The organism is Kitasatospora sp. NPDC056273 (assembly GCF_042268845.1).
In the GTDB taxonomy this organism is placed as follows: Bacteria; Actinomycetota; Actinomycetes; order Streptomycetales; family Streptomycetaceae; genus Kitasatospora.
Map to the genome: position 1 here is coordinate 35,611 of NZ_JBHJSJ010000033.1, position 16,825 is coordinate 52,435.

General features: G+C 74.9%; 13 protein-coding genes. 6 read left to right on the forward strand and 7 right to left on the reverse strand.

Features of this window, described 5'->3' with window-relative positions; all coding sequences use genetic code 11:
- Positions 1 to 3 precede the first annotated feature (3 nt).
- Complete coding sequence (locus ACFCY1_RS26185; protein WP_375876234.1) at positions 4 to 567, forward strand: hypothetical protein; 564 nt, start codon at positions 4 to 6, stop codon at positions 565 to 567.
- A 127-nt stretch (positions 568 to 694) separates the two neighbouring features.
- Entirely contained in the window at positions 695 to 1,270 is a 576-nt protein-coding gene (locus ACFCY1_RS26190; RefSeq protein ID WP_375876235.1) for a GNAT family N-acetyltransferase, read from the forward strand.
- A 52-nt stretch (positions 1,271 to 1,322) separates the two neighbouring features.
- On the opposite strand, the gene ACFCY1_RS26195 is transcribed toward ACFCY1_RS26190, so the two are convergent.
- From ACFCY1_RS26195 to ACFCY1_RS26205, 3 genes are all read right to left on the reverse strand, one after another.
- Positions 1,323 to 1,862: an NUDIX hydrolase gene (locus ACFCY1_RS26195; RefSeq protein ID WP_375876236.1), complete on the reverse strand. Its 540-nt coding sequence runs from the start codon at positions 1,860 to 1,862 to the stop codon at positions 1,323 to 1,325.
- Between the two features lie 94 nt (positions 1,863 to 1,956).
- Positions 1,957 to 2,262, reverse strand: coding sequence for a hypothetical protein (locus tag ACFCY1_RS26200; protein WP_375876237.1), 306 nt, complete (start codon positions 2,260 to 2,262; stop codon positions 1,957 to 1,959).
- Positions 2,263 to 2,373: 111 nt separating this feature from the next.
- The gene (locus ACFCY1_RS26205; RefSeq protein ID WP_375876238.1) at positions 2,374 to 3,156 is read right to left on the reverse strand and encodes an alpha/beta fold hydrolase; all 783 of its coding nucleotides are present in this window, start codon (positions 3,154 to 3,156) and stop codon (positions 2,374 to 2,376) included.
- Positions 3,157 to 3,298: 142 nt separating this feature from the next.
- Between ACFCY1_RS26205 and ACFCY1_RS26210 the strand changes: the two genes are divergently transcribed.
- Positions 3,299 to 6,304 (forward strand): BTAD domain-containing putative transcriptional regulator, encoded by a 3,006-nt coding sequence (locus ACFCY1_RS26210; protein WP_375876239.1) that lies wholly within the window; start codon positions 3,299 to 3,301, stop codon positions 6,302 to 6,304.
- Between the two features lie 134 nt (positions 6,305 to 6,438).
- A complete protein-coding gene (locus ACFCY1_RS26215) occupies positions 6,439 to 6,996 on the forward strand; it encodes a hypothetical protein (protein WP_375876240.1) in 558 nt (185 codons plus the stop codon).
- Positions 6,997 to 7,169: 173 nt separating this feature from the next.
- On the opposite strand, the gene ACFCY1_RS26220 is transcribed toward ACFCY1_RS26215, so the two are convergent.
- The 3 genes from ACFCY1_RS26220 to ACFCY1_RS26230 all read right to left on the reverse strand — a co-directional run bounded on the left by ACFCY1_RS26220 (position 7,170) and on the right by ACFCY1_RS26230 (position 10,271).
- The gene (locus tag ACFCY1_RS26220; protein ID WP_375876241.1) at positions 7,170 to 9,008 is read right to left on the reverse strand and encodes a serine/threonine protein kinase; all 1,839 of its coding nucleotides are present in this window, start codon (positions 9,006 to 9,008) and stop codon (positions 7,170 to 7,172) included.
- Positions 9,009 to 9,258: 250 nt separating this feature from the next.
- Positions 9,259 to 9,825, reverse strand: a complete 567-nt coding sequence (locus ACFCY1_RS26225; protein WP_375876242.1) for a hypothetical protein — start codon at positions 9,823 to 9,825, stop codon at positions 9,259 to 9,261.
- A complete protein-coding gene (locus ACFCY1_RS26230; RefSeq protein WP_375876243.1) occupies positions 9,744 to 10,271 on the reverse strand; it encodes a hypothetical protein in 528 nt (175 codons plus the stop codon). The genes ACFCY1_RS26225 and ACFCY1_RS26230 overlap by 82 nt, the downstream gene beginning before the upstream one ends.
- A 481-nt stretch (positions 10,272 to 10,752) precedes the next feature.
- Here ACFCY1_RS26230 and ACFCY1_RS26235 point away from each other — a divergent pair, with 481 nt between their 5' ends.
- Complete coding sequence (locus ACFCY1_RS26235) at positions 10,753 to 11,547, forward strand: pyridoxamine 5'-phosphate oxidase family protein (RefSeq protein WP_375876244.1); 795 nt, start codon at positions 10,753 to 10,755, stop codon at positions 11,545 to 11,547.
- Positions 11,548 to 11,612: 65 nt separating this feature from the next.
- Here the strand turns inward: ACFCY1_RS26235 and ACFCY1_RS26240 are convergent, their stop codons facing one another.
- Complete coding sequence (locus tag ACFCY1_RS26240; protein WP_375876245.1) at positions 11,613 to 15,458, reverse strand: phosphodiester glycosidase family protein; 3,846 nt, start codon at positions 15,456 to 15,458, stop codon at positions 11,613 to 11,615.
- Between the two features lie 403 nt (positions 15,459 to 15,861).
- On the opposite strand from ACFCY1_RS26240, the gene ACFCY1_RS26245 reads away from it, so the two are divergent.
- Positions 15,862 to 16,824, forward strand: a complete 963-nt coding sequence (locus tag ACFCY1_RS26245) for a quinone oxidoreductase (protein WP_375876246.1) — start codon at positions 15,862 to 15,864, stop codon at positions 16,822 to 16,824.
- Position 16,825 lies beyond the last annotated feature (1 nt).

Consider the following 16,825-nt stretch of genomic DNA (forward strand, 5'->3'; position numbering starts at 1 on the left):
CCCATGCACCTCACGACCCTGGCCCGCCACGCCCTCTCCCGCGGCCGGACCCCCGCCGAGACGTACGCCCTCCTCTCCCGCCGCACCCGCAAGCCGTTGCCCTCCGCCCGCGCCGTCTGCCTCGCCCTCACCATCCCCCACGCCGAAACCACCCGACGCCTCAACGACTGCTACGACGCCCTCCTCGCCGATCCCACCCCCGGCACCGAAACCGACACCGGCGAACTCCTCGAAGCCCTCGGCGTCTTCGACATCCCCAAGTCCCTCACCGACACCGAACTCGCCGTCGTCGACCACCTCCTCACCGCCCTCGACGCCCACGGCAGCCTCCGCCCCGGCCACCACCACGGCCTCCAGCGCTGGTTCACCACCGGCAACCTCACCACCGCCTACCTCTCCCTCACCGCCACCCACCCCCACCCCCGCACCGGAAGCCCCGCCCGCTACTGGACCGCCCTCACCACCGCCGGCGAACTCCTCACCACCACCCACCACTCCGAGACCCGCATCAAGTACGCCCTCGCCCACTGCCGCGCCCGCGCAGCCACCCGCAACACCCGCACCTGACCCCACTGCGCAGGAAGTCGGCGGGTCCGACTTCCTGCGCAGCACGCTGACGGGCTCGCCGTACGCCGCGGTGGTGGCCATGCCGTCGACCAATCCGAAGGACCATCACGCAGGAGAGGAGCCACCGGTGTTTCGGATGCGCGAGGCGATCGCGGCAGACGCTGCCGCGATCGCCGACATGATCCGCGAGCGTTCCCGCTGGTTGTCGGAGCGCGGGCTCGGCGAGTGCGAGGCGGCGGCCGACGAGTTCGGGGCCCAGGCCGCGAACCCGGACATTCCCGTGTGGGTGCTGGAGCACCGGGAACGCGGTGTCGTCGGCTGCACGACGATCATGCGGGAGGACGCCCTCCCCCCGTGGGGCTTCACGGACGAGGAACGTGCCGAGCCCAGCCTCTTCCTCACGACCAGCTTCACCCGGCCGAATCCCTACCGCCTCGGGCGCCTGCTCGCCTGGTGGGCCCTTGACCACGCTGCCGTGGACGGCATCCGCTGGGTGCGTCGCGGCACCGCCCAGGAGCAGTTGTCGCGCTACTACCAGCGGGAGCAGGGCTGGCAGCTGCTGCGCGTCGCCGATCTCCCCGAGGCGAAGGTCCACCTCCTCCAGCGCCGGGCCGAGCGCCTGCCGGAACTGCCGGGCCTCATGTCCGGGCGCGGACTGCGGGAGGCGGCCCCAGGACGGCTGCTGACCGACACCGCCGGCTGACCCTCAGGCCCGGACCGCCGTGCACGCGGTCCGGGCCCAGGAATCGCCCGGCTCACAGGAGGCCCAGCGCGTCCAGGGCGAGGTAGGCGGCGGCCGTGTCGGTCATCTCGCCGCCGCGCAGGACGCGGGTGCGGAACTCCCGCAGGTCGACGGTGGTGACGTCGATGAACTCGTTGCGCTCCGGGCGCGGTTCTGCGACCTTGACGCAGTCGGTGGCGACGAAGGCGTAGCGGCGGACGTCGGAGTAGGCGTCCAGCCAGTACGAGCCGGCGGCGCGGACCTGGCCCCGGTAGCCGGTCTCCTCCAGCAGCTCGCGGGCGGCGGCGTCCACCGCCTGTTCGCCGGGGTCCAGGAGGCCGCCGGGCAGTTCGTACAGCACGCGGTCGGGGCCGGGCCGGTACTGGCGGGCGAGGATGACGCGCCGGTCGGGGGTGAGGGCGAGCACCGCGCCGGCCGGGCTCTCGCGTTTGAGGTAGAACTCGTCCCGCCTGCCGTCGGGCAGCTCGAACCCGACGCGGTCGACGGACCGCCCGAACTTGCTGAAGACGGTGGCGCGTTCGAGTTCGCGCCACGACGCGGTGGTGTCGGTCATGGCCGGGACTGTACGGGCTTGCTCGGTCGCCGGACCGCCCACCGCGGGCGGCGGAGGGTCCGGCGACCGAGCGTCCACTCCCGGGCCCGGCGGGTCAGTTGTCGTTGTTGACCTTGGTGTAGGCCGCGCTGTAGCCGGTCGGGCAGTAGAGGGTGTCGCTGCCGTTGCCCATGTGCCAGAGGCCGTAGACGGTCGTCTGGTTGCCCTTGACGTTGTCGTTGTTGCAGACCAGCACCAGCTGCCAGTGGTTCTTGGTGGCGGTGGTCTGACAGCTCACCGAGCCCCAGTTCGTCCCCTGGGTGGTGCTGCAGTACGAGGTCGCCGAGGCGCTCGGCGCCGCCATCACACCGGCGGCCACCAGCAGTGCCGCACCCGCCCCCAGAGCCGCGATTCGACGCATGGCCTTCTCCCTTGTCGTGTGTCCGGACAACGTGAGCGGTCAGCATGCCGAAGATGTGATCGGTTGTATCCACCGGCGACACGACTGGCCGAAACCGGTCCTTCCGCTTACCTACTGGGCGGTGGTGAGGAAGTCCAGGACGAGGGGGCTCGCGGTGGTGCGGAACTCCTCGAAGTAGGCGTGCCGGGCGCCGGGGAGCAGGTGCAGGCGGGCGCCGGGGATGCGGGCGGCGAGCAGCGGGGCGTTGGCGGCGGGGTTGAGCCGGTCGTCGGCGCCGTGGAGAACCAGGGTGGGGGCGCCGATGGCCGGCAGGAGGTCCCAGGCGTCGTGCCGGTTGCTGGCCGCGAGGTGGCGGCGTCGGGCGTGGGCGGGCATGGCGGGGTCGCCGAGGGTGTGGTGCGGGCCGGGGTGGGAGTCGAGCCACCGGGGGGTGTACATCAGCTCCAGCAGGGCCTGTCGCGCGGCCTCGGGGTCGGGTTGCGCCAGGGCGCGGCGGACGTCGGCGCCGCGTTCGACGCCGTGCGGGCCGCCGGGTGAGGTGCAGCCGAGGACCAGGGCGCGCACCCGGTGCGGGTGGCGGGCCGCGAGCTGCTGGGCCACCCGTCCGCCCATGGACGTGCCGTAGACGTCGGCCCGGTCGATGCCGAGGTCGTCGAGGACGGCGACGACGTCCCGGGCGAACTGTTCGGTGCTGTACGGGGTGTCGGGCTTGTCGCTGCCGCCGGTGCCGCGGTGGTCGAGGGTGAGGGTGGCGCGGGCGGGGTGGAAGTCGGCGCGGACCGCGTCCCACCAGTGGTGGTCGTTGGCCTGGCCGGCCAGCAGGACCAGTGGCGCCCCTTCGCCGCGCAACTGGTAGGCGATCCGGGTGCCGTCCGGTGCCGTCGCGCGCGTCATGGTCTCCCCCTCGTTCCCGGTCCGGCGGCCAGGGTATCCCCGTACTCCCGGACGGGCCCGGGGCCTCGTCCCTGACCAGGGGGGATGCGGTCGGTAAAATGCGCGGCCGGGGGATCGTGTGCGGGCGGAGGGGGATTGGCCGGTGGGTGGTTTACGGTTCACGGTGCTGGGGCCGCTGCGGGGGTGGCGGGACGGCGGCGAGCTCGTGCTCGGATCGCCGCAGCAGCGGAGCCTGTTGCTCGCGCTGCTGCTGAGGGCCAACCACCCGGTGTCGACCGGTCAGTTGGTCGACGACCTGTGGGGCGATGATCCGCCCGCCAAGCCCTCCGCCGTGATCCGGACGTACGTCCACCGCCTGCGCCGCGTCCTGGGGCCCGCCGCGCCGACCACGCTCAGCGGGGGCTACCTGTTCGCCCTGGACGCCGGCGGGCTGGACACCCACCGGGTCGAGGAACTCCTCGGCGAGGCGAGGGGGCTGCGCGCCGGCGGGCAGCACGCCCGCGCCGCCGCCGTACTCCGCTCGGCGCTGGCACTGTGGCAGGGCGAGCCGATGACCGGGCTGCCCGGCCCGTACGCCGAGCGGCAGCGCGGCGAGTGGGCCGAACGCCGGGTGACCGTCCTGGAGTCCTGTCTGGAGGCCGAGGTCGAGGCCGGGCCGTCCGGCGAGGCCGTCGCCGAACTGGCCGCCGTGGTGGCCGAGTACCCGCTCCGGGAGCGGTTCTCCGAACTGCTGATGCTCGCCCTCTACCGGACCGGCCGGCAGGCGGAGGCCCTGGGCGTGTACCGCGCGGCGGACCGGCGGCTGCGGGCGCAGCTCGGCGTCTCGGCCGGGCCCGGGTTGCGCGAGTTGCAGCGGCGGATCCTGGTGGCCGACGCCGCGCTCGTGGCGCCCGCGCCCACCTCGGCGTCCACGTCCTCGCCCTCGGCCACGCCCACCTCCTCGCCCGCACCGACAACGGCCCGGCCCGCCGCCGCGGCCCGCGCGCCGTACCCGGCGGCGGTCCGGCCGACCCAAGTCCCGGCCGACCTCGCCGACTTCACCGGCCGCGAGGCGCAGACCGAGGCGCTGCGGGCCGTCCTGCTCTCCCCCGGCACCATGCCCGTGGCGACGGTGTCGGGCCTGGGCGGCGTGGGCAAGACGGCGCTGGCCGTCCACGTCGCGCACACGCTGGCCGCGGACTTCCCCGACGGCCAGCTCTACCTGGACCTGCACGGGGCCGACGGCCGCCCGACCCGGCCCGAGGAGGCGGTGGGCGCCTTCCTGCGGTCCCTGGGCGTGCCGCCGGAGGGGCTGGCGCCCGGGCTCGCCGAACGCTCCGCCCAGTTCCGCTCGTTGCTCTCGGGCCGGCGGGTGCTGGTGGTCCTCGACAACGCCCGGGACGCCGAGCAGATCAGGCCGCTGCTGCCCGGCCGGGCGGGCTGCGCCGTGCTCGTCACCAGCCGGGCCAGGCTCGGTTCGCTTCCCAACGCGCACGTCGTCGAGCTGACCGCGTTCGCCCCGCAGGAGGCCCTGGGCCTGCTCGAACGGGTGGTCGGCGGGCAGCGGCTGCGGGCCGAGGCGGACACGGCCGGGGAGCTCGTGCGGCTCTGCGGCCACCTCCCGCTGGCCGTACGGATCCTCGCCGCGCGCCTCGCCTGCCGGCCGGGCTGGTCGATGGCCCGGCTGCTCGACAAGCTGGCCGGGGACCGCCGCCGGCTGGACGTGCTGCGCGCCGGGGACCTCGCCGTCGAGTCGGCGTTCCGCTTCGGCTACGACCAGCTGACGCCCGAACAGGCCCGGGCCTTCCGCCTGTTGGCGGTTCCGGAGGTGCCCGACCTGTCGCCGGGGGCGGTCGCGGCGGTGCTCGGCCTGCCCGAGCAGGAGGCCGAGGAGCTGGCCGAGTCGCTGGTCGACTGCTCGATGCTGGAGACCGCGCCGCCGGACCGCTACCGGTACCACGACCTGCTGCGCGCCTTCGCCCTGCAGCTCGCCCCGGAGGGGGAAGCGGAGGCGGAGGGGGACCGGCCGGCCGCCGTCCTCACCCGCCTGGTGGCCCGCCACCACGGCGAGACCGTCGCGGCCCTCGGCCCGGCCGCCGCCCGCGCCGCCCTGCCGTTCACCGGCGCCGCCGCCCGTGGCGGTGGCTGCGGTACGGCGGCGGCCCACGGCCGCGGCGACTACCGCGGCATCGGCGCGCTGGTCGGCCAGTACGCCGCCCTCCCCGAGCCGCCCCGGCTCGACCTGGCGGCCGAACTGCTGCTCGGCTACGTCCTGTTGTGCGAGACCGGCCAGGCCGCCCGGCCGCTCGGGCACGCGGCCAAGGTGCTGCTCCACGCCGCCGTCCGCGCGGGCGACCGGACGGGCGAGGTCAGGGCCCGGCTGGTGCTCGGACGGCTGCTGACCGAGGTCGGCTCCGAACCCGCGGCCCTCGCCGAGCTGTTCAGGGCCCGCGACCTGTGCACCGCCCACGACCTGCCGGGGCCGCTGCTCGCCCTGGCCCACGCCTCGCTGGCCGCCCTGTTCGCCCAGGTCGGCCGGCCGGGCGACGCCGTCGACGGCTTCACGGCGGCGATCTCGGTGTGGGAGCGGCTCGGCGACCGGCGCTCGGTGGCGGCCGAACTGCTCAACCTGGCGGGCGCGTTCACCGGGCTCGGCCGGTCCGAGGCGGCGGTGCGCGTCGTCGACCAGTCGCTGCTGATCTGCCACGAGCTCGCCGACCACGAACTCCAGGCGCTCGCCCTGGACTCGTTGGGGACGATCGCCCACGACCGCGGCGAGTACGAGCAGGCCCTGCGCCACCACCGCAACGCCCTGGCCCTGCTGCGGCCGGACGACCGGCGCCGCACCGGCCGTACGCTGCTGCGGCTCGCCGAGTCGCTGCGCGCCGTCGGCCGCGGCGAGGAGGCGGTGGCGGCGGCCGGGCGGGCGGTGGAGGTGCTGACGCTCGACGGCGACCGCCGGGGGCGGGGGCTGGCCCTGGCGGCGCTCGGCGACGCGCTCGCCGACCACGACGCGACCGAGGACGCGGCCCGGGCGCACCGGTCGGAGGCCTACGACATCCTGGCCTCCATCGGCTCCCCCGAGGCCGCCCGGCTGCGCGAGCTGATCGGCCCGGCCCGGCCCGCCGTCCGGCCGCGCCGGCAGTGGCCGTCCTGGCTGCCGGCGTGACCCGCCGGAGGTCCGCCCGGTCCGGCGAGCCGACCTGGGGGCGCCTCCGAGGGAGGACAGGGGGACGCCGGCAGGTCCAGGGCGCGGACAAAACCGGTATCTCCGAGTGCGGGCGCCCTGGCAGACTCCCCGCCATGGCCAACTCCTACGCGCGACCGGTCCTGAGGACGGCGGACCTCGACGAGGCCCTGCGAGCCGCCGGGCGGTTGCTGGATCTCGCCGACACCCGGGAGCTCGAGGTCGACTTCGACGCGCGCGTTCCCGACGCGCGGGCCCTCGAACGGCTCCTGGGCCTCCTGCCGGGTGCCGAGTGGTGGGCCGACGGCGCCGGACACGGCGCCTCCGACAGGGGTGACCCGCCGTCGGCCCACCTCCCGGTCCGGTTGATGGGCTGGGGCATGTCCGCGGACGTGGTGGGGCCGGTCCTGGCGGCGGCGGGGGCATGCCCGGTGTCGGTCCGCTGGGACTTCTCCGGCTGGCCGGAGGCTCCCGACATCGGCCTCGGTGCCGGAGGTCCCAGGGGCGCCTACGTGACGGTCTGCGCGCATGCCCGGGACCTCGACCTGACGGAGCCGGCGGCCGACCACACGGTGTTCGTGCACGTCAAGCATGTCGAGGCCGAACGCGCCCCGTGGCTGGCGGCACGAGTCGGCCTCCAGGTGATCGGCGAGCTGGTGATGGCCCCGTGGTGACCCGGGGCCGTGGCACCGACCACAGCGCCGCCCCGGCCCCCGGATCGCGGACGAACCCGGCGTCGTCCGCGTCGTAGTCGTACAGCTCGCCGTCGCGGCCCCGGTCGACGGCGGTCTCCGGTCGGATCCGGGCGGCGGCGGGGGCCCGGGAGCGGGGATGCCCGGCCGACGGCTCAGTTGAACGTCCACACCTGGTTCTGCGCGCCCGTGCAGGACGCCACGTGGGTCCCGACGCCGATGCCCTCGGACGTCAGGCACAGCTGGGTGGCGACGTTGGCGATCCGGTAGCCGCCCGGGACCTGCGCGATGGCCCAGACCTGGTTCCAGTCGGCCGGCGGGCTCGTCCAGATCTGCACCAGTCCGCTCCTGCGGTCCTGGTCCAGCACCTTGGTGAAGTTGCTGGAGGCGTTGCGCAGGTAGTACATCCCGTCGGCGACCCGGTCCAGCCGCCACAGCTGCGCCGCCGTGCCGTTGGCGAAGTAGGTGCCGACCGTGTTGCCGTCCTGGTCGTTGGAGGAGTAGTTGTCCAGCGCGCCGTTGGTGCCGGTGATCCGCGCCTCGGCGGGCAGTTGCGGTTTGGGCTGCGGCGTGGGCTGGGCGGACTGCGTCGGGGTCGCGGGCGTCGTGGGGGTGGCCGTTTCGCCGGGGGCGGGGCGCTCCGGGGCGGCGGAGGTCGGCGCGGGCGCGGCCGGGCTCTGGCCCACGGCGGGGGCGGGGGCCGGAGCGGCGGGCGCGGCGGGGACCGGCGCGGGCGGCGGGGCTGCGGACGTGGCGTACGGCGGGGCGGTGGCCGGTCCGGGCCCGGCGGCGGGCGGGGGGCTCTCGCCCGTGCCCGGTCCGCCCGACGGTACGGGGGCCTGCGCGGGGGCGGACGGCTGTCCGGCGGGCGGGCGGCCGGCCTCGACGAGGGCGGCTGCGCCCGCTACCGCGGGCCCGGCGACGGCGGCGCCGGGCGGCGTGGCGTCCCGGCCGGGCCGTACCACCGTCGCCCCGGCGGCCCCGGCGACGCAGAGCAGCGTCAGTGCCGTCACCCCGGCCAGCGCCCGCAGGCGGCGCCCGGGGCGGGGTATGCGCCGGGCCCTCGGTGCCTGCCGGGCGACGGGCCGCTCCGGGCCCGACGGCGGCGCCGCCTCGCCCGCCGCCTCGCCCGCCGCGAGGGCCTGGCGCAGCGCCGCGGCCATCGTCGCCGCGTCGGGCCAGCGCTCGCCGGGGTCCTTGGCCATCGCCCGCTCGACCACCGCGCGCACCGGCGCGGGCACGTCCCCGGGCAGCGGCGGCACGGGCTCCGTCAGGTGCTTGAGGATCAGTTCGAGGGCGGTCTCCCCGTCGTACGGGAGCCTCCCGGCGAGGCACTCGTAGAGGACCACGCCGAGCGCGTAGAGGTCCGCCGAGGCGGTGACCGTCCCGGTGGAGGCCTGTTCCGGCGCCTGGTAGGCGGCGGTGCCCAGCACCACCCCGGGTACGGTGAGCCGGGGGTCGCAGGCGGGGCCGGCGATGCCGAAGTCCGCGATCACCGTCCGGTCGCCGTTGACCATCAGGTTGGCGGGTTTGATGTCCTGGTGGACCACCCCGGACGCGTGCGCGGCCTCCAGCGCCTCCAGCACCTGGAGGGCCAGCCGCAGGGCCTCGGCCACCGGCAGGGCTCCGCGCCGCTCCAGGACGGCGCTCAGCGGCTGACCGTCGATCAGTTCCATCACCAGGTAGCCGACCGGGCGCCGACCGGGCGCGTCACCGTACGCACCGCCGTGCCCGTCGCCGCTGGCCCCGTCGCCGCCGCTGTGCCCGTAGTCGTACACGCCGACGATGCCCGGGTGCCGCAGCCGGGCCATGACGCGGGCCTCGGCGTGGAAGCGCTCGGCGAAGCCGGGCTCGTCCAGCAGGGCCGGCTTCACCACCTTGACCGCCACCCGGCGGCCCAAGACCTCGTCCTCGGCGAGCCACACGTCGCCCATCGACCCGCCGCCGAGCCAGTCCACCAGCCGGTAGCGGTCGGCGAGCACGGTGCCGCGCAATGCTTCTCCCTGAATCGAGCCCGAGGGGGCCGGAGCGGATCCGGGGGCCGGCCCGGTCCCCTGGGCGCGCCCTGGTCCGGGACGCCCTCCGAGGATCGTGGCACCGGCTGATAGTTACTGACTTGCCATCATATGAATGATGTTCAGCTCGGGCCATCACCACCCCGCGCCCGCGGCACCACGAACGGCGGGGCGGCACCGCAGTGCCGCCCCGCCGTCCGATCAACTCCCCGGCGCCGTCGCCGGTCCGCTACGCGAGCGGTCCCTGCGGGTCGTGCCCGTGGAAGGGACGCTCGAAGAGCCAGTTGTAGAGCATCTCCCGACAGGTCTCCGGCTGGTACGCCGGCACCTCGTGACCGGAGTCGGGGATGGACACCTGCGTCAGGTTGCCGCGCTGACGGACGAAGCCCTTGGGGTCGCCCGGCGGCTGCTGCCAGATCAGGCGGGGCGCGCCGTGCCACTCCGGGTCGCGGTCCCGCATGAGCCTGTCGAGGATCTCCTCGGTGCTCCGGAAGCCGCAGGCGGTGTCGAAGTTCCCGGTGTAGAGCAGCACCTTGTAGCGCTTGATGCCCCCGTCGCTCCTGTCGATGAGCGCGCCGTACTTGTCGGACGCATCGACCATGATGTCGTTCTTCAGGTTCTCGGCCACCGGACCGGCGTTGTCCTCACAGGTCCACTCGACGTCGACCGGCACGTGCAGGGCCTTCTTGACGGGATCGGTCTTCAGGTACGCCTTCACCGCCTCCCACGGGAGGCCCTTCCACCTCCGCACGTCGTAGACGTCGAAGTTCCCGCCGTAGCCCAGGGTCTTGTCCACCAGGGCGTTGCCGTCCCTGGTGGCGTCGGCTGTCTTGCCTTCCTTGATCTCGGCCTGGACCTTCGCGTAGTCCCGGAGCAGCTCCTCGCGTAGTCCGCGGTCATCGCCAGGCCGGGACCGCAGGTCACGAAGACCATCCCGTAGTCGTTCTCGTAGGTGAGCCAGCTGAACTTCTCGATGTAGTCCAGGCCGTCATTGGGCTTGGTCTTGTACCAGTCGTTGTACCAGTCGGTGAAGAGGTTCTTCAGGTCCTCGATGCCCTTCCCTCGCCAGTCGTAGTAGACCTTCTTCCCGTCGGGGTCATTCGAGTCCGCCGGGCACTTCACCACGTTGGCGATCGTCGCGTCGAACAGGGTCCTGAAACCCTCGTGATTGCCGGCGTACCAGCCGTCGATCTTCGTGAGGAATTCCTTGAGGGATTTCGAGAACTCACCGTTGTCCGGCATGGCTCTCCCTTTCGCATCCGCCGAGGAGGCGTCCCCTTTCGGATCGCCTCTCCGGTCTCGGCGTCCACGAGTATGGTTGCGGCCCGGCCCGCGGCCGGCCGGACACGCATGGGCGTCACCGGTCCGTGAACCCCCTTGCCGGTATGAGGAATTGATCCCCTCCGGCGGCCGATCGGGAGAGCCAAAACGTTCTTCCGGCCGCCTCGACCGGCCCCCGCCGGCCGACCGGTCGAGGCCTGCGGCCGTGGCCGCGGGGCGCTCCCGTCCCAACGGCGGACGGCCGGATGGCGCATCGCGACGTCCCGCCGGCCGGCCGGGACCGGCCAGCGGGGGCCGCCGCTCCGGCGGTGTGATCCGCCACCGCCGCGCGCAGGTTGGGGACCGCCGGGCGCCCGCCGTGCCGTAGGCATGACCCGTGTTCCGGGCCCGCTCCCGTCACCGGCGGAGCCGGCCTCCCGCCCCCCACTTCGAAGGAGCCGCCATGCCCGCCATGCCCGCCATTTCCCAGGAACCGGACCCCGCCACCGGACCGTCGGACACCGCGACGTTCGGCAAGAGGACACTGGTGAGCACCGACCCGAAGGACTGGGTCCCCGTCCTCAAGGCCGGCTTCGTCTGCACCGTCGCCCACCTCGAGATCAGCACCCCGGACGACCGGCTGACGATCAGGCCCAGATGCGTCCCCATGGTCTACGCCTACCACGAGGAAGGCGGCCAGAAGCGCCTCTACCTGCACGGGTCCATCTACTACCCGACCGGGATCCCGGTCTCGCTGAAGCACCTGTGGAGCGAGGACGGCATGTCCGTCAGCGTGGCCGTCGCCCTCGTCGACGGCCTCGTCGTCGGACGCGCGGCCATCAGCACCTCCCTCGACTACCGCTCCGTCGTCGTCAACGGCACCGCCAGGAAGGTCGACCCCTCCGGGCGCGCGAAGGCCTTCGAAGCGCTCAGCGACCAGGTCGTCCCCGGTCGATGGGGCGAGCTGCGCCCCATCGACGACAAGGACCTGAACACGGACGGGCAGCACATGCCCACCACCGGGGTCCTCTCCGTCGACCTCGGCGAGGAGGGCACGACGGTCCACGCCAAGACGGCGACCCACCCCGACGGCCCCGAACACGAGACCCAGCGGGACCGGGACTACCCCCACGCCTGGGGCGGCGTCCTCGCCCTGCGCCGGACCTACGGCGATCCCGTCCCCGACAAGCACGTCAAGCCGGGCACCCCCGTCCCCGAGTCCGTCCAGGACCTCGTCAAGAACAGCAAGGCCACGTAGGACACGGCACGCGGGCCCGGACCGTCGAACGGTCCGGGCCCGCGATGCGCTTCACTGACGATTCGTCACAGTGCCTTGCACTGACCGCTCTTCTGGCCGCTCACGGTGTTGGCGAGGCCGCCGTCCACCGGGGCCGGGGTGTTGCCGGAGCAGTCCAGCGGGCCGCGCACGGTGGTGCCGGCCAGCAGGGTGGCGCCCCGGTTGAGCGCGAGGTGGAGCGGGCCGGACAGGGTGGCGCGCAGGACCGCCGTGGTGCCGGTGGTACCGCTGACGGCGACCGGGCCGTTCACGGTGGTGTCGCTCAGCACCAGGGTGGTCGCGCCGCGGGCGGAGAGCGGGCCCGACAGGGTGGAGTCGACGGCGACCAGGGAGGCCCCGGGCTGCACCAGGACCGGGCCGTCGACGGTGGCGCCCTGGAGGCAGGTGACGCCCGAGGTGACGGCGAGCGAGGAGTGCCGGCCGCGCACGGTGGTGGTGCAGGCGGGCAACGCGCCGACGGTGAGCGGCCCTTCGGCCGTCACCCCGCCGACGGTGACGCTCAGCGTCCCGCTGCCGGGGCGCAGCCCGGTCAGGGTGGCGGTGGCCGGGTCGTAGGCGGCGACGGCGGTGCGCGGGGCGCTCGCGGCGGTGCCGATGTGCACGGCGGTGCCGCCCCACTGGGCGGTGACGGGCCAGGCGACGGGCACGGTGCGCTCGCCGTCCTGGGTGAAGGTGGCGTGGACGGGGGCGGTTTCGAGCAGGCCGAGGGCGGTGGGGGCCTGGAGGTCGACGGTGTCGGCGCGGGCGCGGACCTCGGCGCGCAGCCAGGCGGAGGCGTCGTCAGCGGTGGCGTAGGGGTCGGTGACGCGGCCGGCGGCGGGGTTGACGCCGAGCATCGTCCAGCCGGTGAAGCCGCCGCGGTCGGGTTCGGCGGCGGGGCCCTTGCCGGAGTTGCCGTTGATCAGGTGCGGGACGCCGTCGATGCTCTGGGCGTGGAAGGCGCCGACGTGGCCGGTGACCATGGCGGCGGACTTGCCCTTGGTGCGGAAGTCGGCGAGCCACTGCTCGACGAGGGCGGCCTCCTTGCGGTCGCCGAGCTGGCTGCCCTGGTCGGGCAGCGGGTCGCGGGTGGGGTGGTGCTCGAAGAGCAGCAGGCCGGTGACGGACGGGTCCTGGGCGGCGCTGTCGAGGGCGGTGCGCAGGGTGGCGATCTGGTCGAAGCCGCTGCCGCGCAGGGTGCCGAGCGAGCTGTTGAGGGTGACGAAGCGGGTGCCCTTGACGTCGAAGACCTGGGTGGTGTCGCCGAAGGCGGCCTTGAAGTTGTCGATGGTGCCGGGGCCCATGACCTCGTGGTTGCCGGGCACGTAGTGCCAGGGGACGGTGTGGCCGGTGAGCTGGTCGAACTCGTCGAGGAGCGTGCGGGCGAGGGCGAAGTCGGCGGGGGCGGCCTCGTCGACGAAGTCGCCGTCGATGACGAGGAGTTCGGGCTTGGCGGCGGCGATGTCGCGCAGGGTGCGGCGGGCGGCCTGGACGATGTCGCTGTCGGGGCTGCGGGCGATGAACTGGGCGTCGGACATGACGGCGACACGCAGCGGGCGGCCGTCGACGGTGCCGTTGGTGAGCACGACGGGGTCGGTGACCTTGGGCTGGACGGGCAGTTCGACGTCGGGGGCGACCTTGACGCGCAGGTCGGCGAGGGTGAGGGCGCCGGTGTAGGAGCGGGCGGCGCTGGTCTCCATCAGGCGGAAGCGCTGGAAGGTGAGCGGGTACTGGACGCCGGCGGGGACGGGGAACTCGACCTTGCGCCAGCCGGTCCAGGTGACCATCGGGGCGTCGAGGTTGGCGGTGACGCCGGCGGCGGTGCGGTACTGGATACGCGGCCAGGCGCCGTTGCCGTCGCCCTCGATCCACATCGTGATGGAGCGGGGCTGGCCGGGCAGCACGATGCTCTCGGGGGCGATGGCGTACTGGCCGCGGGTGCCGGTGGAGTGGGTGAAGTCGTAGGCCAGGCGCAGGCCGTGGGTGCCGTCGGGGCCGGGGGCGGGGGCCGTCGAGCCGCCGGGGGCGCGGTCGTTGCCGGACTTCCAGGCGGCGGCATCGGAGAAGTCGGCGAACGGCTTCTCGGTCATGCCGACGGTGACGGCGACGGCGCTCTCCAGGGTGCCGACGGTCAGTTTGAGGGTGGCGGACTTCCCGTCGGCCAGGGCCTTGAGGGCGATGGTGCCGTCGGGGGCGGCGCTCGTCTCGACCACGCCCTCGCCGCCGGCGACCTTGACGTCGGCGGCCTCGACGGGTGCGGTGTGGCCGAGCGCGTCGTAGCCGGTGACGGTGAGGCGGGCGGTGGCGCCGGCGCCTTCGAGGGCGATCGGCGCGCTGCCGGCGCTGACGCGTACCGCCGGGCCGAGCACGGTCAGCGGCAGGACGGCCTTCGCGGCGCCGGTGGCGGTGACGGCGACCTCGGCGGCGCCGGGGGCGCGGCCGGTGACGACGGCGTCCAGGCCGCGGCCCTCGACGCTCGCGGTGGCGCCGGTGGCGGTGGACCACGCGGTGGCGGGCACCGTCGCGGTGACGGCGCCGTAGGCCTCGTCGTGGGGCAGGGCGCGCACGGTGCGGTGCAGGCCGGGGAAGAGGCGGGCGGCGGTGTCCACGGCCGGGGCCGGGCGCAGCCGGAAGCCCCTGGCCTGGCCGGATCCGGGGGTGGAGAACAGGCCGAGGCCGTTGGCGACGGCGCGCTCCCCGCCGTTGTCGGAGGGGCTGCTGACGGTGCCGGCGCGCTCGGCGCCGGGCAGGCGGGCGGCCATCGCGGCGGAGCCGCCGCCGTCCATGTTGAGGGCGTTGTGGGCGCCCATGTCGCGCAGCAGGACGGCGAGGTCGGGCAGGCTGATGCCGGGGCTGTCGGCCTGCCGGCCGTCGACGGTGACCAGGTACATGCGCCGATTGTCGGCCGAGAAGCCCACGGCCGTACGGGCGTTGAGCTCGTTGCCGTCGTTCTCGCCGGAGCGCTGGGCGACGCCGTCGGCGACCAGGACCTGGTAGCCGCCGACGGCGACGGCGACCTCGCCGAAGGAGGCGCGCGGGCGGTAGCCGACGGAGACCCGGTCGCCGGGCCCGAGGTCGCGCAGGGCGCGGGCGCCGGCCTCGCGGCCGACCAGGACGGTGGCACCCTCGGGGACGGCGGCGCCGAGCGTGTCGCGGACGGCGGTGACCCGGCCGTCGCGCAGTTCGACCTCGGTGACCTCGGCGGAGCCGTTGGCGACGTTGCCGCGGTTGGCGTCGCCCCAGGCGGGGGTGAAGACGCCGACGCCGTCGGCGGGCAGGCCGTAGGTGTTGACGCCGTTCAGCGTCAGTTCGCGGCCGCCGGGCAGGCTCGCGTGGCCCTCCAGGAAGACCTGGGCCATCCGGGCGAGGCCGTCGGTGCCGACGGTGACGGCCTGGTTCCAGCCCTCGACGGGGGCCTGGACCAGGCCGTCCTTGCGGGAGACGCCGACGCCGAGGGGGGCCTCGGAGGCGTTCATGTCGAAGTAGTCGCCGTTGATCGCGGCGACGGCTCCGGCGCCGCGGGCCATGTCGGTGACGCTCTGGCGGGTGGTCACCTTGCCGGAGGACAGGTAGTCGACGCTCAGGCCCTCGGTGTCCAGGTCGGCGACGAGGACCTTGCCGCGGATCCAGCCCGGGCCGCCGAGGCGGTCGAAGGAGGTCATGGTCAGGCCGGGGGCGATGGGGGTGACCTCGCGGCGGGTGACCACCGACTCGCCGGGGCGGTCCAGGACCAGGCCGGGGTCGGCTTGCGCCCGGCTCGGCGTGGGGGCGGGGGCGGCCCAGGCGGGGGCGGCGAGGCCGGGCAGGCCGGCGGCCAGCGCGGTGGCCAGCGCGAGCGCGCCCAGGGCGCGGCGGCGGGTGCGGGTGCGGGTGCCGGCGGGCGGGGGTGGCATGGGGGTCTCCTCGTGCGGCGGCGGGCTCGGGCGTCTCCGGCGGCGTGCGGGGCGCCGGAAGTGCCGTTCGCCCGCGGACGGTGCGGCCCGGGGGCGTTTCCTCCCAGGCCGCGGGAAGTCAACCGTGCACGGACGGCCTCCAGTTCACGCGCCGGTGAACCGGCCCGCTCGGCGTCGCGAACAGGCGGGCGGATCCGGTGGGAAGGCTGACGTACCGCCACAAAGGGGGTGCGGGTGCTGCCGCCCCGCCCCGGCCGGGTTGCCCGCCGTCCCCGCCGCCGCCCGCGGGGCGGTCCGTCGCCGTACGGGTTTCTGGACTTGTGGGTCCATTTTCGGCTGCCTACCGTGCTGCGCGTTCCCTTCTTCTCCTCCCGAACGAGCCCGCACAGGAAGGTGCCAGCCCATGCACGCGATCCGGATCGAGGAGCACGGCGGCCCCGAGGCCATGCACTGGACCGAGCTGCCGGACCCGGTCCCCGGCCCCGGCGAGGCGCTGGTGCGCCTGGGCGCGGCCGGGGTGAACTACATGGACGTCGGCGCCCGCGCGCAGGGCGGTCCCGGCTGGGCGGCGCCGGTGGTGCTGGGTGCCGAGGGCATGGGGTACGTCGTCGCCCTCGGCGAGGGGGTGGAGGAACTGGCCGTCGGCGACCGGGTGGCCTGGTTCTACCATCCGGGCAGCTACGCCGAGTTGCTCGCCGTCCCGGCCGCGTCGCTGGTCACGGTGCCCGACGGGGTGCCGGACGAGGTCGCGGGAGGCCTGCTGATGCAGGGCCTGACCGCGAGCCACCTGAGCACCGAGGCCCACCCCGTCGCCCCGGGCGACACGGCGGTGGTGCACGCGGCGGCCGGCGGGGTCGGCCGGCTGCTCACCCAGCTGGTCAAGGCGCGCGGCGGGAAGGTGATCGGGCTGGTCTCCCGCGAGGAGAAGGCCGGCGTCGCGCGGGAGGCCGGCGCCGACCACGTACTGGTCCACTCCGGCGGCGGCTTCGAGGACCGTGTCAAGGAGCTGACCGGCGGGCGCGGGGCCGACGTCGTCTACGACGGCGGCGGCGCCGACACCTTCCGCTCCTCCCAGCTGGCCCTGCGCCCGCACGGGGTGCACGCCTACTACGGCCCCTTCATGGGCGTGCCCGAACTGCGGCCCACCGACCTGCCGAACAGCATCCTGCTGACGTACCCGGTGGTGCACCACCACGTCCCCACCCGCGAGGCGCTGGTGCGGCGCACCGGCGAGCTGTTCGACCTCGTCCTGGCGGGGCGGCTCACCCCGCGGATCACCGGCCGCTACCCGCTGGCCGAGGCGGCCCGGGCGCACGCGGACCTGGAGTCCCGGCGCACCACGGGCAAGCTGGTGCTGCTGCCGTGAG